This window comes from Roseibium aggregatum (genome assembly GCF_017309185.1).
Classification (GTDB): domain Bacteria; phylum Pseudomonadota; class Alphaproteobacteria; order Rhizobiales; family Stappiaceae; genus Roseibium; species Roseibium aggregatum_B.
The window spans coordinates 2,405,547-2,421,530 of the sequence record NZ_JAEKJZ010000001.1; the positions used below are offsets into that span (position 1 = coordinate 2,405,547).

Annotated in this window: 13 protein-coding genes; 1 reads left to right on the forward strand and 12 read right to left on the reverse strand. The window is 59.2% G+C overall.

Annotated features, from left to right (window positions below; translation table 11 throughout):
- Positions 1-14 precede the first annotated feature (14 nt).
- From rseP to JF539_RS10485, 8 genes are all read right to left on the reverse strand, one after another.
- On the reverse strand, positions 15-1,157 hold the full coding sequence (gene rseP / locus JF539_RS10450; protein ID WP_207140298.1) for an RIP metalloprotease RseP: 1,143 nt from the start codon (positions 1,155-1,157) through the stop codon (positions 15-17).
- A 261-nt stretch (positions 1,158-1,418) separates the two neighbouring features.
- Positions 1,419-2,210: a phosphatidate cytidylyltransferase gene (locus JF539_RS10455; RefSeq protein WP_328809246.1), complete on the reverse strand. Its 792-nt coding sequence runs from the start codon at positions 2,208-2,210 to the stop codon at positions 1,419-1,421.
- Between the two features lie 66 nt (positions 2,211-2,276).
- The gene (locus JF539_RS10460; RefSeq protein ID WP_207140301.1) at positions 2,277-3,044 is read right to left on the reverse strand and encodes an isoprenyl transferase; all 768 of its coding nucleotides are present in this window, start codon (positions 3,042-3,044) and stop codon (positions 2,277-2,279) included.
- A 30-nt stretch (positions 3,045-3,074) separates the two neighbouring features.
- Positions 3,075-3,638: a ribosome recycling factor gene (frr, locus tag JF539_RS10465; protein ID WP_207140303.1), complete on the reverse strand. Its 564-nt coding sequence runs from the start codon at positions 3,636-3,638 to the stop codon at positions 3,075-3,077.
- Between the two features lie 110 nt (positions 3,639-3,748).
- A complete protein-coding gene (pyrH, locus tag JF539_RS10470) occupies positions 3,749-4,468 on the reverse strand; it encodes a UMP kinase (RefSeq protein WP_207140305.1) in 720 nt (239 codons plus the stop codon).
- Between the two features lie 68 nt (positions 4,469-4,536).
- Complete coding sequence (gene tsf / locus JF539_RS10475; protein WP_207140307.1) at positions 4,537-5,454, reverse strand: translation elongation factor Ts; 918 nt, start codon at positions 5,452-5,454, stop codon at positions 4,537-4,539.
- 143 nt (positions 5,455-5,597) lie between these two features.
- Positions 5,598-6,422 (reverse strand): 30S ribosomal protein S2, encoded by an 825-nt coding sequence (gene rpsB / locus JF539_RS10480; RefSeq protein ID WP_207140308.1) that lies wholly within the window; start codon positions 6,420-6,422, stop codon positions 5,598-5,600.
- 241 nt (positions 6,423-6,663) lie between these two features.
- The gene (locus JF539_RS10485; RefSeq protein WP_236042364.1) at positions 6,664-6,954 is read right to left on the reverse strand and encodes a winged helix-turn-helix transcriptional regulator; all 291 of its coding nucleotides are present in this window, start codon (positions 6,952-6,954) and stop codon (positions 6,664-6,666) included.
- Between the two features lie 136 nt (positions 6,955-7,090).
- On the opposite strand from JF539_RS10485, the gene JF539_RS10490 reads away from it, so the two are divergent.
- Entirely contained in the window at positions 7,091-7,981 is an 891-nt protein-coding gene (locus JF539_RS10490; RefSeq protein WP_207140312.1) for a DMT family transporter, read from the forward strand.
- 176 nt (positions 7,982-8,157) lie between these two features.
- Here JF539_RS10490 and dnaE read toward each other — a convergent pair whose 3' ends face one another.
- The 4 genes from dnaE to proS form a co-directional block, all read right to left on the reverse strand.
- Complete coding sequence (dnaE, locus tag JF539_RS10495; RefSeq protein ID WP_209017086.1) at positions 8,158-11,661, reverse strand: DNA polymerase III subunit alpha; 3,504 nt, start codon at positions 11,659-11,661, stop codon at positions 8,158-8,160.
- A gap of 516 nt (positions 11,662-12,177) precedes the next feature.
- Positions 12,178-12,894: an ABC transporter ATP-binding protein gene (locus JF539_RS10500; protein ID WP_207140314.1), complete on the reverse strand. Its 717-nt coding sequence runs from the start codon at positions 12,892-12,894 to the stop codon at positions 12,178-12,180.
- An 11-nt stretch (positions 12,895-12,905) separates the two neighbouring features.
- Positions 12,906-14,210: a lipoprotein-releasing ABC transporter permease subunit gene (locus JF539_RS10505; protein WP_209017087.1), complete on the reverse strand. Its 1,305-nt coding sequence runs from the start codon at positions 14,208-14,210 to the stop codon at positions 12,906-12,908.
- Positions 14,211-14,357: 147 nt separating this feature from the next.
- Positions 14,358-15,686, reverse strand: coding sequence for a proline--tRNA ligase (gene proS, locus JF539_RS10510; protein ID WP_207140315.1), 1,329 nt, complete (start codon positions 15,684-15,686; stop codon positions 14,358-14,360).
- Between the last annotated feature and the right edge of the window lie 298 nt (positions 15,687-15,984).

Here is a 15,984-nt window from a genome sequence, read left to right on the forward strand (position 1 = left end):
CAATGTCACGGCAACTAAGAATTGGTACCGACAAGTCTTAAAATATCCTTCCACGTCACGAACACCATAAGCATCAGAACCAGCCCCAATCCGATCCGGAATCCCACATCCTGAACCTTTTCGCTCAACGGCTTTCCTCTCAAGGCCTCGGCGGCGTAATAGACAAGATGCCCGCCATCCAGAATCGGCACCGGTGCCAGGTTGATCAGGCCAATGCTCACCGAAAGAACAGCCGTGAGAGAAATTAGCGGCAAAATACCGATCTCGGCAACTTTTCCGGAAATCTGCGCAACCCGGATGGGACCTCCGAGCTGATCAGCCGAATGGGTTTGATTGATCATGCCCCAGACATAGCTGAAGGTTCCTTCGATGATCCGGTATGTCTCCTTGACACCCTCGCCCACCGCTTCGGGCGGCGAATATTTGATGCGGACCATGTTTTCCGGATCATTGGTTCCGCGCAGCCCGACATCCCCCGCCATCTGGCGCTCGCCGAGCATGACTTCCTTTTCCTTTGCGCCGGGCGTAACGGTCAGGTCGACCAGTTCACCGCCACGCTCCACCTGAAACAGGAGAGGCGTATGCGGGCTCATAAGCACGATCTGGCGCAGATCCGCGAAGGTATCGATTTTTCGACCGTCGATTTCCCGGACGATGTCCCCTGCCTGAATGCCGTCCCGTTGGGCAGCGCCGCCAGGAAACACTTCTTCCACGACCGGCACGAATCCCTGTTTCCCGGCAGACATGAAGAGAACGCTGAAGATGACAATGGCCAACAGGAAATTCGCGAGAGGACCGGCGGCAACCACAGCCGCTCGCTGCCACACGGGTTTGGCGATGAAGGCCGTTTTACGGTCCTCCTCACTCATTTGTGCGATCGCGTCACGATTTGGCACGCTGGCCGCGTTTTCGTCGCCAGAAAACTTCACGTAACCGCCCAAGGGGATCAAGGACAGCTTCCAGCGCGTTCCCTTGCTGTCTGTCCAGCCAAATATCTCCCGGCCGAAGCCAACCGAGAACGCATCCACCTTCACACCGCACCAACGTGCGACCGCAAAGTGTCCAAGCTCATGAAAAAAAACGACAATCGTCAAAACAAACAGGAAGGGAACAATGGTTCCGACAATGAGAGAATAAGCGGAAAGAACAAGATCCATTGAGTGTATCCCACCTGCGCAGCTTGGACGTATGCCTAGCTCTGTACTAAAAAGAAAATTACGGCGTGTTAATGGTCAAAAAGAAATTTTCAAACGCCATCAACTCCGTAACGGCCTGAACTCCGTATCGGCCTGGCCGTCAGGCCACGTCAGGCACCTGAGCGCCACACCGGATCAGGCCTCGAAGATCAAAGGTCCTGTTTTACCGGGTCCTGTCGCATCGAACATCCCCGCTCAAGACGTCTCGGATGTTCCGCGAACCTAACTCAGTCCGAAACCGGAAATCGGATCGTCCAGCGTCCCGCCGAACGCCAGTCCGGCGACGACGGCGGCGATGGCCGCTGCAACGAGCCCGTCAATACGGTCCATAATGCCGCCATGGCCGGGTATGAGTTGACTGGAATCCTTGACGTCGAACCGTCGCTTGATCGCGGATTCCAAAAGGTCTCCACCTTGGGAAACAACAGACAGAGCCAAGGCAAGCGCAGTCCAGGCCGCAACGTTGCGCGCCCCGGAGAAATAGGCAATGCCCCCCCCAAACAACGTGGCAATGACCAGGCCACCGATCGCACCAGACCAGGTTTTCTTGGGAGAAACCCGTTTCCAGAGTTTCGGGCCGCCGAGCGCGCGTCCGGTGAAGTAGGCGAAAATGTCTGTGGCCCAAACCACAATCAGGAGAAAGAAAGAGAACAGCAACCCATGCTCCCCTTCCCTGACGAGAAGGAGCGAATAGAGTGCAAACCCACTGTAGAGAATACCTTCCAGGCACCAGCGCGCGGACCGTTGAAACCGGAGAAGCGCATATGCGCTGGCGACGCCCGCAAGCAGAACGGCGAGCCCTGCCAGCGGAAACCCGAAAAAGACCAGGACAGCGAGAGCAGAGAGCGACGCGAAACCGGTCAGAGCCGCACCCGACGAAACACCAATTCCCGTGATCTTGAACCATTCCCACAGAAAAAGGGCGGCAGCGGCAAACATCAGAACGGAATACGCCGCCCCCCCCAGATACGTGAGACCAAGCACCGCGGGTGCCAGGACAGCGGCGGATGCCACTCTCAAGCCAAGATCCGAGTTTTTCCCGGGAGGTCGATCGGAAACCGCCATCACATCAGCCGGCCGTCACAGCGCCTTGGCGTCAAGTCCGCCATACCGGCGCTCGCGGCTACCATAGCATTCAAGCGCTTTGTCAAAGGCCGCTTCGTCGAAATCGGGCCAATGCAGATCGCAGAAATAGAATTCCGAATATGCTGCCTGCCAGAGCAGGAAATTCGACAAACGCATTTCACCGCTGGTTCGCACAATCAAATCCGGATCCGGCAGCCCCCCGGTGTCCAATGCATTGGACACGCGTTCCTCGGAAATGTCTTCGGGCTTCAAGTCCCCTGCCGCGACCTGTTTTGCCAGACTTTGCACCGCACGCACAATCTCGGAACGGGCGCCGTAGTTGAAAGCCACGACAAGGTTCAAGCCCGTGTTGTTGCGCGTCAGTTCCTCCGCCTCCTCGAGCAGGGACAAAATGCCCGGCTCAAGATCGCTGCGCCCGCCAATTATGCGGATACGGACATTGGCGTCGTGAAGTTCGCTCAGGTCCCGTTGCACGAACCGGCGAAGCAAACTCATGAGGAAAGCGACTTCCGTTTCCGGCCGGTTCCAGTTCTCCGACGAAAAACTGTAGATCGTGATGACTTCGATACCGATCTTGCCCGCATGCCGGATCACGTTGCGCAGGGCCTGGAGCCCGTGCCGGTGCCCCTCGGTGCGCGGCAGACCGCGCGAAGTCGCCCAACGTCCGTTGCCGTCCATGATGAAGCCGACATGGCGCGGCAGCTTGACGCTGGAGCCATCCGCAGCAAGCACATGCGGTTTCCGGTTCTGGCTGGCGCTCATGGGCTACCCCGCTGTTCAGGTCTGGTTCAATCAGACCTGAGAGATTTCCTGTTCTTTCTTTTCCAGCATGCTGTCCACCTCGGCGATCATCTGATCGGTCAGTTTCTGCACTTCTTCTGAAGCGACACGGCTATCGTCCTGGGAAATGTCACCGTCTTTTTCGGCCTTCTTCGCATCGTCCATGCCATCGCGGCGGACATGACGGATAGCGACCTTCGCCTGTTCGGCATATTTGTGCGCGACCTTGATGAGTTCCTGCCGGCGTTCCTGGTTGAGTTCGGGAATCGGCAGGCGAAGCAACTGACCGTCAACAACAGGATTCAGGCCCAGGTTGGATTCGCGGATCGACTTTTCAACCGCCGCAACCATGCTCTTGTCCCACACCTGAACGGCGACCATGCGCGGTTCGGGGACCGAAACGGTTGCCACCTGATTGATCGGCATGGACTGTCCGTAGGCCTCAACTGAGATCGGGTCCAGCATGGAAGAAGATGCCCGGCCGGTTCGAAGGCCGGCGAAATCGGTTTTCAGCACCGAAAGAGCCCCCTGCATGCGGCGCTTCAGATCGTCCAGATCTACACCTTCTACCGACATTTTGTCCTCACAGTTGTTTTGTACTTGGTTTCATAGAGTCCCGGCGCGCGCCAACATGGCATAAACGCGCCGAAACACAAGTGCTTGTGCGGTGATACGGTTGAAAACTTTCAGTCGCCGACGACCGTGTAGGTTCCGGTTTCCTGCAGCACGCTGACCAAGGCGCCGGGCGAGTGGATGGAAAACACGATGACGGGAATTGAGTTGTCCCGCGCCAGAGCGATGGCCGTGGTGTCCATGACCTTCAAGTTGCGCTGAATAACTTCTTCATAGCCGAGCGTTTCATACCGTTCGGCATCCGGATTGACCTTCGGATCCTCGGAATAGACACCGTCCACCTGAGTTCCCTTCAGAAAGGCATCGCATTTCATCTCGGCGGCGCGCAGGGCCGCACCGCTGTCCGTGGTAAAAAACGGATTGCCCGTTCCGCCCGCAAACACGATGACGTCGCCGTCTTCCATATAGCGGTCCGCAACCCTCTGGGAAAACGTCTCGCAGATGGATGGAACGGCAACGGCGGACAGAACCCGGGCATTCACCTTCAGCCGCCTGAGAGCGTCCGCAAGGGTCAGACTGTTCATGATCGTCGCGAGCATGCCCATGTGGTCGCCGGTCACCCGGTTGCCGCCTTTGGCGGCCACAGCAACGCCGCGGAAAATGTTGCCGCCACCGACAACCACGCCGACCTGGGCACCGAGGGCGACCGCGTCCGCAATTTCCTTCGCGATCCTCTGAACGATGGAGGGATCGATTCCGAACGCCTGGGACCCCATCAGGGCCTCACCGGAGAGTTTCAGGAGAATCCGTTTCCAACGTAAGGAGGTCGTCATAGGTGCACCCTGGTCAAATTGTCTTTCTATAAAAAAAGCGCCGGACTGGCCGGCGCTTTTTCTGAAGCTTACTGCCCGGTGGCTGCCGCCACCTCCGCGGCAAAGTCTTGCTCCTCCTTTTCGATCCCCTCGCCTAGGGCGAAGCGGACAAATCCGGTGAGCTTGACTTCCGTGCCGAGTTCCTTGGCAAGTTCCTCGACAGCCTTTTCAACCGTCAGATCCGGGTTGATGACGAAGGCTTGTTTGACGAGGGTAACTTCCTCGTAGAACTTGCGCAAACGTCCTTCCACCATCTTTTCGATGATGTTGTCCGGCTTGCCTGATTCCCGAGCCTGCTCGGAGAACACGGTCTTTTCGCGTTCGACGACAGCCTGGTCCAGTTCTTCCGTGTTCAGAGCCAGCGGGCTGGTTGCCGCAACGTGCATGGCGATCTGACGACCAAGGGCGTTCAGCTTGTCCTTGTCGCCGGACGATTCAAGAGCGACCAGAACGCCGATCTTGCCAAGTCCATCGGCAACGGAGCCATGTACGTATGTGGCGACGACGCCTTCGTTCACCGACAGGATCGCGGACCGGCGCAGGGTCATGTTCTCGCCGATGGTCGCGATAGCATCTGTGATTGCGTCGGAAACCGGCTTGCCGTCGAGATCGGCGGCCGCAACAGCTTCGACGGAACCGTCTGTTTCGACAGCCGCCTTGGCAACCTTGGAGACAAGCTCCTGAAAGCCTTCGTTGCGCGCAACGAAATCGGTCTCGGAGTTCAGCTCGATCACCGCAGCCTTGCCGCCTTCGGCGGCAACACCGACCAGACCCTCAGCGGCAACACGGCCGGCCTTCTTGGCCGCCTTCGCCAGGCCCTTGGTGCGCAGCCAGTCAACAGCCGCTTCCATATCGCCGCCCGACTCATTGAGGGCGGTCTTGCAGTCCATCATGCCAGCGCCGGATTTCTCGCGGAGCTCTTTTACCATCGCAGCGGTAATGCTCATCGATTGCCTCGTGGATGGGGGTTTCAGATGAGACACGGTTTAGCCGATGGCTTTCCGCGCCTTTATGACGGGACCGCAACAAATTGCAGCCCGTCTAGCGAATTTAACAAGAAACTGCCGCGGGCAGCCGCGGCAGCAGATCATCAAGCTTCAGCCGCAGCCGGTTCTGCTTCGGCCGGAGTTTCTTCGGCAGGAGCCGCCTCTTCGGAGGCTTCGGCAAGAGCTTCTTCAACCGGCGCCTCTTCCGATTCGCCGATATCCATTCCAGCGGCACCTTGCGCACGGGAAATACCGTCGATGGCGGCGCGGGCGATCAGGTCGCAGTAGAGCGACAGCGCGCGTCCGGCGTCGTCGTTGCCCGGAACCGGGTAGGTGATCCCATCCGGATTGGAGTTCGAATCCAGGATCGCGGCAACCGGAATACCCAGACGACGAGCTTCCTGAATGGCGATGGCTTCGCGGTTGGTGTCGATCACGAAGATCAGGTCGGGGATACCGCCCATGTCCTTGATGCCGCCAAGGTTCCGCTCAAGCTTCTCGCGCTCGCGGTCCATGAACAGGCGCTCTTTCTTCGTCAGGGCGTTGGCCGCGTCCGAAGACAGGGTCTCTTCCAGCTTGCGCAGGCGCTGAATCGACTGGGAAATGGTCTTCCAGTTGGTCAGCATGCCGCCGAGCCAGCGGGCATTGACGAAATACTGGGCGGAGTTACGCGCGGATGCTGCAACGGCTTCCTGTGCCTGACGCTTGGTGCCGACGATCAGCACGCGGCCACCGCCTGCAACCGTGTCGGACACGGCCTTCAGCGCCTGGTGCAGAAGCGGAACGGTCTGGGACAGATCCATGATGTGGACGTCGTTGCGTACACCAAAGATGTACTGACCCATACGCGGGTTCCAGCGGTGTTTCTGGTGACCAAAGTGCACGCCAGCTTCCAAGAGCTGACGCATGGTGAAATCGGGCAATGCCATGGCCCTATATCTCCTGAGTTTTCCGGTTTAACCTCCGCAAGAGGATTTGGGCCGGAGGATCGCTCCCGATCGGCCACCGGATGGACCCCGATAAGCTCAGGTTCCGCCCCTTGCGTGTGGAATGCGCGCCTTATAGTGGGAGAGGAATTTTATTTCAAGGGCCAACGGCTGGTTTTCTTCACCCAGCCACACAGTTGCTTCTTTCCGCCTTACGCTTGAACGAAAGACCGCCCGGAGCCGGTCATTCCTCCCCTCCTTGCTCGCCGAACACGTTACGCGACCAGTTTTGCGACCAGCTGCCGAACGGCGCAAGAAGAGCAAACAGCTCCTGCCCCAGCGCCGTCAGGCGATATCCCTCGCCGCCGTGGTCGACCAGAGCGCATTCCTTCAACTCCTTCAGGCGTTTGTTGAGCACTGTCGGCGATACGCCCTCGCACCGGCTCTGAAGATCGCGAAAGGTCAGGGCGTCTTCCGAGAGCTGCCAAATGATTCCGAGCGTCCAGCTTCGTCCCAGCAGGTCGAAAAGAGCCATAATCGGCTTCCCGGTCTTCGAGCCCCGGACGGGCGTTCCCGGTCTTGGAATGGATACTGCCATTCACCCCTCTTGCTATTTTTTATGTAGCAGCCATATTGCTACCGTTTATGTAGCAAATATTGGGTTGACTGTCATGTTGCTTTTGCCAGTTGCCGCCGCCGTCGGCGCATCGTTGGGTTGGGCCTCCGGCATCGTGCTTGCCCAGCAACCTGCGAGACGTCTGGGAGCCTTTGAATTCACGCGGATACAGCTCACCGCCTGCGCGGCACTCGTTTCCCTGCTCTCGGCGGGCCTCGGCTATTGGTCCGCCATCCCCTGGCACCATTGGCCTTCTTTCTTGCTGAGCGCGGTCTTCGGCATTCTTGCCGGGAACCTCGCAATGATCGAATGTCTGCGGCGGGGCGGCCCGCGCAGGACCGAACTCCTGCTCGCGCTAAGAGGGCCTGTCGTCGCCTTGATGGCCTATCTGTGGTTCGGAGAGACCCTGAACCTCTGGGATGTCGCTGGCGGATTGATTGTCATTTCCGGCATCTGGCTCTCGGTTCAGTTTTCCGGTCCGGAAACATCACGAAGCGACAGGGTCAGCGGAAGCCTAGGCATCGTTGTCCTGCTGGGCCTTTTTGCCGTCGTCAGCCAGGGCTTCGGCTTCCTGGTGGTGAAACCTGCAATGGCGGAAGGCATGCCCCCCCTCGCCGTCTCGGCCGTTCGTTTGCTGGGAGCCGCGTTCCTGATCTCGATCATCGGCCTTTGGCCCGCGGAAGCTTTCCGGCCTGGCGAGAAACTGACACCTTCTCTGCTCGGCCGGACGATTTTGCCCGGCTTTATCGGCTACGTCGTCTCTTCGTCCCTGCTGCTTTATGCCTTCGCCAACTTCCACGCCGGGCTCGCCGCCGTTCTGGGATCACTCTCACCCGTTCTCGTGCTTCCGATTCTCTGGGTGCGGGAAGGACGGGCACCCGCCCCAAGGGCGGTCTTTGGGGCAGTTGCCGCGATTGTCGGCACGGCGATTATCGTACTGACCTGAACCGCAGGCACGCCCGCGCTTCCTGGTTCTCCAAGGGTTTGGAAGTCATGTCCGCCGCCGAGCCATTCAGCTCGATTGTCGGAAAGCTTCGAATCGGCCGATCACGAAACAGCCGTCCGGTTCACGCGGCACCTGCCGGCCCCGCACAACGGCCAGACCCTGGAAAGCGCGCAGGCCTACGCCATCTGCACATCGGTTACGCCCGGCACAGCCTTGAGCGCCCCGGCGATTTCCGGCGACAGGCGAAAGCGGCCGGGCAATTTCACCTCAACCTCGCGCGCACCGTTTTCCAGAAGCACGATCACCGTCACGTCCCCCTCGCCGCGCACATGGAGATGGCGGGCGAGGCTCTGGATCGGACGTTCGTCGCGCACAAAGACGCGCATGCTTTTTTGCAGGCGCGCAACCTCGGTCTCGATGGGATCGACTTTCTCAATGCGCAAGGAAGGTTCGTCGTCGCGCATATCCGCGCCGACCAGTACGACAACGGACCGTCCGGCCTGAAGGACGTCGCGGAACTGCTCAAGCTTTTCACGGAAAAGCAGAGCCTCGTACTGTCCGGTGGCGTCGGACAGCCGCGCGATTCCCATACGGGTACCCGACTTGGTCTTGCGCTCCTGCATGGAAATGACGGTTCCGGCCAATCGGCCATGTGCAGACTTGCCGCTCTTCACCGCCTCGGCAAAACGGGTCCAGGGTTGAACCCGCATCTTGGCGAGGATTTTCTCATATTCGTCGATCGGATGGGCGGAGAGATAAAACCCGATGGCAGCATGTTCGCGCTGCAGCTTTTCCTCGTTGGTCCACGGTCGGACCTCGTCGAGCTGCAACGGTTCCTCGCTGTCGCTGGCGCCGAAGAGTTCATCCTGACCGAGCGTCCGGTTTTCTTCCGTGCGTTGCGCAAGCCCCATAACCCGGTCGAGACCTTCAAAGACCCTGGCCCGGTTCGGTTCCAATTCATCAAAGGCACCGGCGGCGGCCAGGTTCTCGAGCGTCCGCTTGTTAAGCGCCCGCGGCGAGATTCGTCTTGCAAAATCGCCCAGGCTCTTGAAAGGCTTGTCACCCCGCGCCTCGACGATGTGTTCCACCGCCTGTTCGCCGACACCCTTGATCGCCCCCATGGCGTAAAGGATCTTGCCGTCCGCAACATCGAAATGAACCTGCGACCGATTGATCGACGGCGGCACGATGTCGATCCCCATGCGCCGCGCTTCCTGCCGGAAATCCCCAAGCTTGTCGGTGTTGCCGAGATCGAGCGTCATGGAGGCAGCCATGAACTCCACCGGGTGGTTCGCCTTGAGCCAGGCCGTGTGATAAGAGACCAGGGCGTAAGCGGCCGCGTGCGATTTGTTGAAACCGTAGTTGGCGAATTTCGCAACGAGGTCGAAGATCGTTCCGGCCTGGGTCTTGTTGATGCCGCGTTCCACCGCGCCGTCAACGAAGCGGGCTCGCTGGATCTCCATTTCCGCGGCAATCTTCTTGCCCATGGCGCGGCGCAGCAGATCCGCTTCGCCGAGCGAGTAGCCGGACAGCACCTGGGCGATCTGCATCACCTGCTCCTGGTAGACGATGATGCCATTCGTCTCCATGAGGATCGGTTCGAGCAGCGGATGCAGGCAGTCCGGGTCCTGTTCGCCATGTTTCACCGCGTTATAGACCGGAATATTCTCCATCGGTCCCGGACGATAGAGCGCGACAAGCGCAATGATGTCCTCGAACCGGTCCGGCTTCATGCCGGCGATTGCCCGGCGCATGCCCTGACTTTCCAGCTGGAACACGCCGAAGGTCTCGCCTCGAGCAAGAAGCTGATAGGTCTTCTCGTCGTCGATGGGCAGACCCGCCACATCGACGGTCACGCCGCGGCGCTCGATCAGCTTCACAGCGGTGTCGATCACCGTCAACGTCTTCAGGCCGAGGAAGTCGAACTTCACCAGCCCGGCGTCTTCCACCATCTTCATGTTGAACTGCGCGACCGGCATGTCGGAGCGCGGATCTCGATATAGCGGAACAAGCTGTTCGAGAGGCCGGTCGCCAATGACGACGCCGGCGGCATGGGTCGAAGCGTGCCGGTAAAGCCCTTCAAGCTTTTGCGCCATGTTCAAAAGCCGGGCGACGATCTCTTCTTCCTTTTCCGCCTCGCGCAGGCGCGGTTCGTCCGCAATCGCCTGGGCAAGTGTCACCGGATTGGCCGGGTTCGCAGGCACCAGCTTGCACAGCCGGTCAACCTGGCCATAGGGCATCTGCAGCACCCGGCCGACGTCGCGGAGAACGGCACGGGCCTGCAGCGACCCGAACGTGATGATCTGCGCAACCTGCTGACGGCCATATTTTCTCTGGACGTAGCGGATCACCTCCTCGCGCCGTGTCTGGCAGAAATCGATGTCGAAGTCCGGCATCGACACACGTTCCGGGTTCAGAAATCGCTCGAACAGCAGTGAGAAGCGCATCGGGTCGAGATCGGTGATCGTGAGCGACCACGCGACCAGGGACCCCGCGCCGGACCCGCGGCCCGGCCCCACGGGAATGTCGTTGTTCTTGGCCCATTTGATGAAGTCAGCAACGATCAGGAAGTAGCCCGGAAACTTCATGCGCTCGATAATGCCGGTCTCGTAATCGAGACGTTCCCAGTAATCTTTTTCCTCCAGCCCCGGCGCCAGCCCATGGGCGTCAAGACGCGCCTGGAGACCTTCACGCGCCTGACGGATGAGTTCGGCTGCTTCGGCCCTTTCCGCTTCTTCCGGATCGGCATCGGCGCCCGCAAAGCGCGGCAGGATCGGCGCGCGTTTCAAGGGCCGGAAGCTGCACCGCTTCGCGATTTCCACCGTCGACGCCAGCGCTTCGGGCAGGTCGGCAAAAAGCGCCCCCATCTCGGCGCGCGACTTGAAATAATGTTCCGGTGTCAGGCGCCGCCGGTCGTCCTCAATCAGCACCCGGCCTTCGGAAATACAGATGAGCGCATCATGGGCTTCGTAGTCTTCGCGCTTCGGGAAAAAGGCCTCGTTGGTGGCGACCAGCGGCAGGTCGTGTTCATAGGCCAGGTCCAGAAACGCCGGCTCCGTCTTACGCTCGGCCTCCATGCCGTGCCGTTGAAGCTCGACGTAACACCGGCCGGAAAATGCCGTTGCCAGAATTTCCAGACGCTGTTTCGCCAGATCCCTGCGTCCGGCCAGAAGAGCGGCGCCGACAGGACCGTAACAGCCGCCGGTCAGGCAGATCACATCCTGGGACTTGGAGCAAAGGTACTCGGCGGAAACGTGCGGCCGCAAACCGGTTTCCGTATCGAGAAAGGCCCGGGAGGACAGTTCCATCAGGTTGCCATAACCCGCTTCGGTCATGGCGATCAGAACGACATCGGCAAGCGCCGGTTCTCCGCGCCGTCCGCTATCGAGACCGTCATCGAAAAAAATCGAAAGCTGGCAGGCCGTAATAGGTTGTATTCCAGCACCCCAGGCCTTGCCTGAAAACTCCTGCGCCCCGAAGAGGTTGTTGGTGTCGGCGATCGCAAGGGCCGGCTGAGCGTCGTCCTTGGCCAGATCCAGGAGTTTCTTGATCGGCAACGCCCCTTCCAGAAGGGACAAGGCAGAATGGACCCTCAGATGAACGAACCCCGGCCCCAACGTCTCGCCCTCACCTTTCGTGGTGCTAAGCCCCCCCTGGGAGGTCGTGTCGGAACCGGTCATTGCAACGCTCGTCTTGTCTCACAGAATCAGGCTCCAAGTGAAACCTGTCACGAAAGGCAAGTCGAGACGTGCATCGAGTTGTCACCGCAGTTCTTTTCCAGGAAACACCCGCCTTCCGGCGCGGGACGCTCGCAGACGCGCGCAACCCTTTTTCCGCACGGCTCCACAATTAGCCTGCGGCGAACAGCACGTCGCCCCAGACGACCAATGTGGTGCAGAAGCAAACGAGAGATCCGAAAGCGGCAAAATCACGAGCGATATGGAACATCACACCCTCCAACCAAGGCTCATTGCATAAAACCAGCATGTTCCATTTTTGTTCCTTTTGCAAGCCCTTTTTGTTCCCCTTGCCTTAAGGTAAATCAAATTTGCGGAAAATCTCGGGTTTTTGCTTTGTTCTCGCGCCACAGAACAGGAACCCGTCACCTGCTCTCAGACCCGGCCTGACTGATCCGATCGATCGTGTCTTGAGGTCTGAAAGCACCCCCGGCAGGTCGATTTGGTCCTCGAACTCCGCTAAAGCGGCGTGACCAGTCCGTCCTGAAGTGTGATCGCCCGGTCCATTTGGCCCGCGAGCTCCATATTGTGGGTGGCAAAGAGCGTTGCCACGCCGGAGGCGCGCACCAGAGCTGCCAGAGCGTCGAAAACATAATTCGCCGTCTTGGGATCCAGATTGCCGGTCGGTTCGTCAAGAAGGAGGATCCTCGGGGCGTTCGCAACCGCGCGGGCAACCGCAACCCGTTGCTGTTCGCCACCGGAGAGTTCCGACGGGCGGTGTTTGCCGCGCTCTCCGATACGCATGTAATTGAGCAACTCATCGGCGCGCTCGGCCGCGACTGCCCGCGACAGTCCCCGGATCATCTGCGGCATCATGATGTTTTCCTGGGCGGTGAACTCCGGCAACAGATGATGAAACTGATAAACGAAACCGATATCGTTGCGCCGGATCGCCGTGCGCTGCTCGTCGGAAAGCTCTGTACAATTCACCGCTCCGACGAAAACATCGCCATTGTCCGGACGCTCCAGCAACCCGGCGATATGCAAAAGCGTGGACTTGCCGGTGCCCGACGGTGCCACCAGAGCGACCATCTCCCCAGCTTCAATACGCAGGTTCGCTCCACTCAGGATGTCCAGCTGCCGGTCACCTTCCGAGAAGCTGCGCGTGATGCCTGCCAGTTCCAGCGCGGCGGGGCTCAGATTCGGTGCGCGGCGCGATTCAACGGACATGTCCATATCTGCGCTCCTCATTCGTACCGAAGGGCTTCGACCGGATCCAGCCGTGCGGCCCGCCATGCGGGATAAACGGTGGCCAGAAGCGAGAGCAGCAAAGCCATCAGCAGCACCGAAATGGTTTCGCCGCTATCGATATCCGCCGGCAGCTTCGAAAGGAAATAGAGCTCCGGCGAGAACAGCTCCGTGCTTGTCATCCAGGATACGAACTGGCGGATGCTTTCGATGTTGAGACAGACGATCAGCCCGAGCACAAATCCCGCCAACGTCCCGACACAGCCGATGCTGGCGCCGGTGATCAGAAAGATGCGCATGATCGCCCCGCGCGAAGCGCCCATCGTCCGCAAGATGGCGATATCCTTGCCCTTGTCCTTCACCAGCATGATCATGCCCGAAATAATGTTCAGGGCGGCGACGAGAACGATCAGGGTCAGGATGATGAACATCACGTTGCGTTCCACTTCAAGCGCGGAAAAGAAGGTAACGTTGCGCTGCCGCCAGTCGGTCACGAATGCCGGCCTCTCCGCGGCCTCCTCGATCGCCTTGCGCATCACGCCAACCCTGTCGGGATCGACCACATAGATCTCGATACCCGTCGCCTTGGTGTCCATGTTGAAATAGCCCTGGGCTTCGGGAAGCGGCATGAACAGGAAGGTAGCGTCATACTCGCTCATGCCGATCTGGAAAATCGCTGAGATGGGATACGCCTTGAGCCGCGGCGTCACGCCCATGGGTGTCACGCTGCCGCGTGGCGAAATGATCGTAATCTTGTCGCCCACTCGCAAGCCGAGCTGCTCGGCCATGCTTGAACCTATGGCGACCCCGGAACCTTCGTCAAACCCGTCGAGCGTGCCCGACAGGACGTTTTGAGCGATCAGGGGAATGCGCCGCAAATCGCTTTCGTAAATACCCCGGACCAGCGCGCCGAGATTGGCGGAAGGACCGGAAACCAGTGCCTGACCCTCGGTAAAGGGAATGGCGCTGACGACGTCCGGAACCCCTTCCAGCCGCGCGGACACGGCATCGTAATCGGTCAGGGGCAGATCGATCGGCTGCACCAGCATATGGCCGTTGATCCCGAGGATCTTGCCGAGAAGCTCGGAGCGGAAGCCATTCATCACCGCCATCACGATGATGAGGGTGGCAACGCCCAGCATGATCCCCGCGAAGGAAAACCCTGCGATGACCGAAATAAACGTCTCGCGGCGCCTGGAGCGCAGATACCGCCCGGCGATCATCCATTCAAAAGCGGAAAACGGGCGCGTGGGGGCAGCGCTCTGCGCGCCGCCGTCAACGTCTGCTGTATCTACCGCTGCCATTGTCCACCCACTTCAGCGTACATTCAACACAGCCCACTGGCCGAACGCCACCTGATCAAATTTCAGCCGGATCATTCCCCAACCTGATTCCCGCCCTCAAGTGATTCCACCTGAAAGCGGGCCAGTCTGAAGGATTGCCGGAGCGTCTCAATCCGTCAATGCCGCCGTCAGCTTGTTCAAGGCGGCCTCGGGAGAAAGCATTTCCTTTTCCCCAGTTGCCCGGTCCTTGACCTCCAGAAGTCCTTCTTTCAGGCCCCGGGGACCTGCAACGACCTGGAACGGCAGGCCGATGAGATCCATGGTCGCGAACTTTGCCCCGGCCCTGGTATCCGTGTCGTCGTAAAGCACCTCGATCCCGGCTGCTTCCATCCTGGCGTAAAGGTCCTGAGAGACTGTGTCCGTCAGCTCGTCCCCCGGCTTCAGATTGACCAGACCGACATGGAACGGCGCAACCGACTTCGGCCAGATGATTCCATTCTCGTCATGATTGGCCTCGATCAAGGCGCCAAGAAGGCGGGACACCCCGACACCGTAGGAACCCATGTGGACGGGAACCTCCGTGCCTTCGGCGGTCGCGACCTTGGCGCCCATGGCATCGGAATATTTGGTCCCGAAATAGAAAATGTGGCCGACCTCAATGCCTCGCGCCGACACCTTTTGGTCGTCGGGAAGCGCGTTGAACGCGGTTTCATCATGCATTTCGTCGGTCGCCGCATAAGGCGTCGTCCAGCGGGTTACAACCGGGGTCAGATCTGAGAAAAAGTCCGTATCCTCGGCCGGTATCGGCAATTCCAGAAGCGACTTTTCACAGAAGACTTCGCTTTCTCCTGTCTCCGCCAGAATGATGAACTCATGGCTCATGTCGCCACCGATCGGGCCGGTGTCTGCCTTCATCGGAATGGCCTTGAGACCCATCCGGTCGAAGGTACGCAGATAGGCCACGAACATGCGGTTATAGGCGTGGCGCGCGCTTTCCTTGTCGAGATCGAAGGAATAGGCGTCCTTCATGAGAAATTCGCGTCCGCGCATGATGCCGAAGCGCGGACGGACTTCGTCGCGGAACTTCCACTGAATATGATAGAGGTTCAGCGGCAGGTCCTTGTAGGATCTGACATAGCCGCGGAAGATGTCGGTGATCATTTCCTCGTTCGTCGGACCGTAAAGCATCTCGCGCTCGTGACGGTCGGTGATCCTGAGCATTTCCTTGCCATAGGCATCGTAGCGGCCGCTTTCCCGCCACAGGTCCGCGGACTGGATCGTCGGCATCAGGAGCTGGACGGCCCCGGCACGGGCCTGCTCTTCTTCCACGATGCGTTCAATCTTGCGCAAGACCTTCAGCCCCAGCGGCAACCAGGAATAGATTCCCGCGGACTGCTGCCGGATCATACCGGCACGCAGCATAAGCCGGTGGGAAACGATTTCCGCTTCCTTGGGCGTTTCTTTCAAGATGGGCAGGAAGTACCGGGAAAGACGCATCAATGTTCTCGCAATTTGGCTTTGCTCTGTTCTTGCGCAGTCAAAGCGCAAGCCGGACACAAAAACAAGCCTTTTGAACCGGCCCGGCGGGGTTTTACTGAATATGTGAGGAGACCGGCACCCCGGAGCGCATGTGAAGGCACTTAGACAGCAAACACATAAGCAGAAGAGACACCAATGACTTTGCCACAATCGACGCAAATCAAATAGGCAAGCAAAAAATGTAGGCTACCCACTACAAATAGGTGACAAGCCAAAAACAATCCGCTAAGTTTCAAATCTATAACAAAAAGACGCC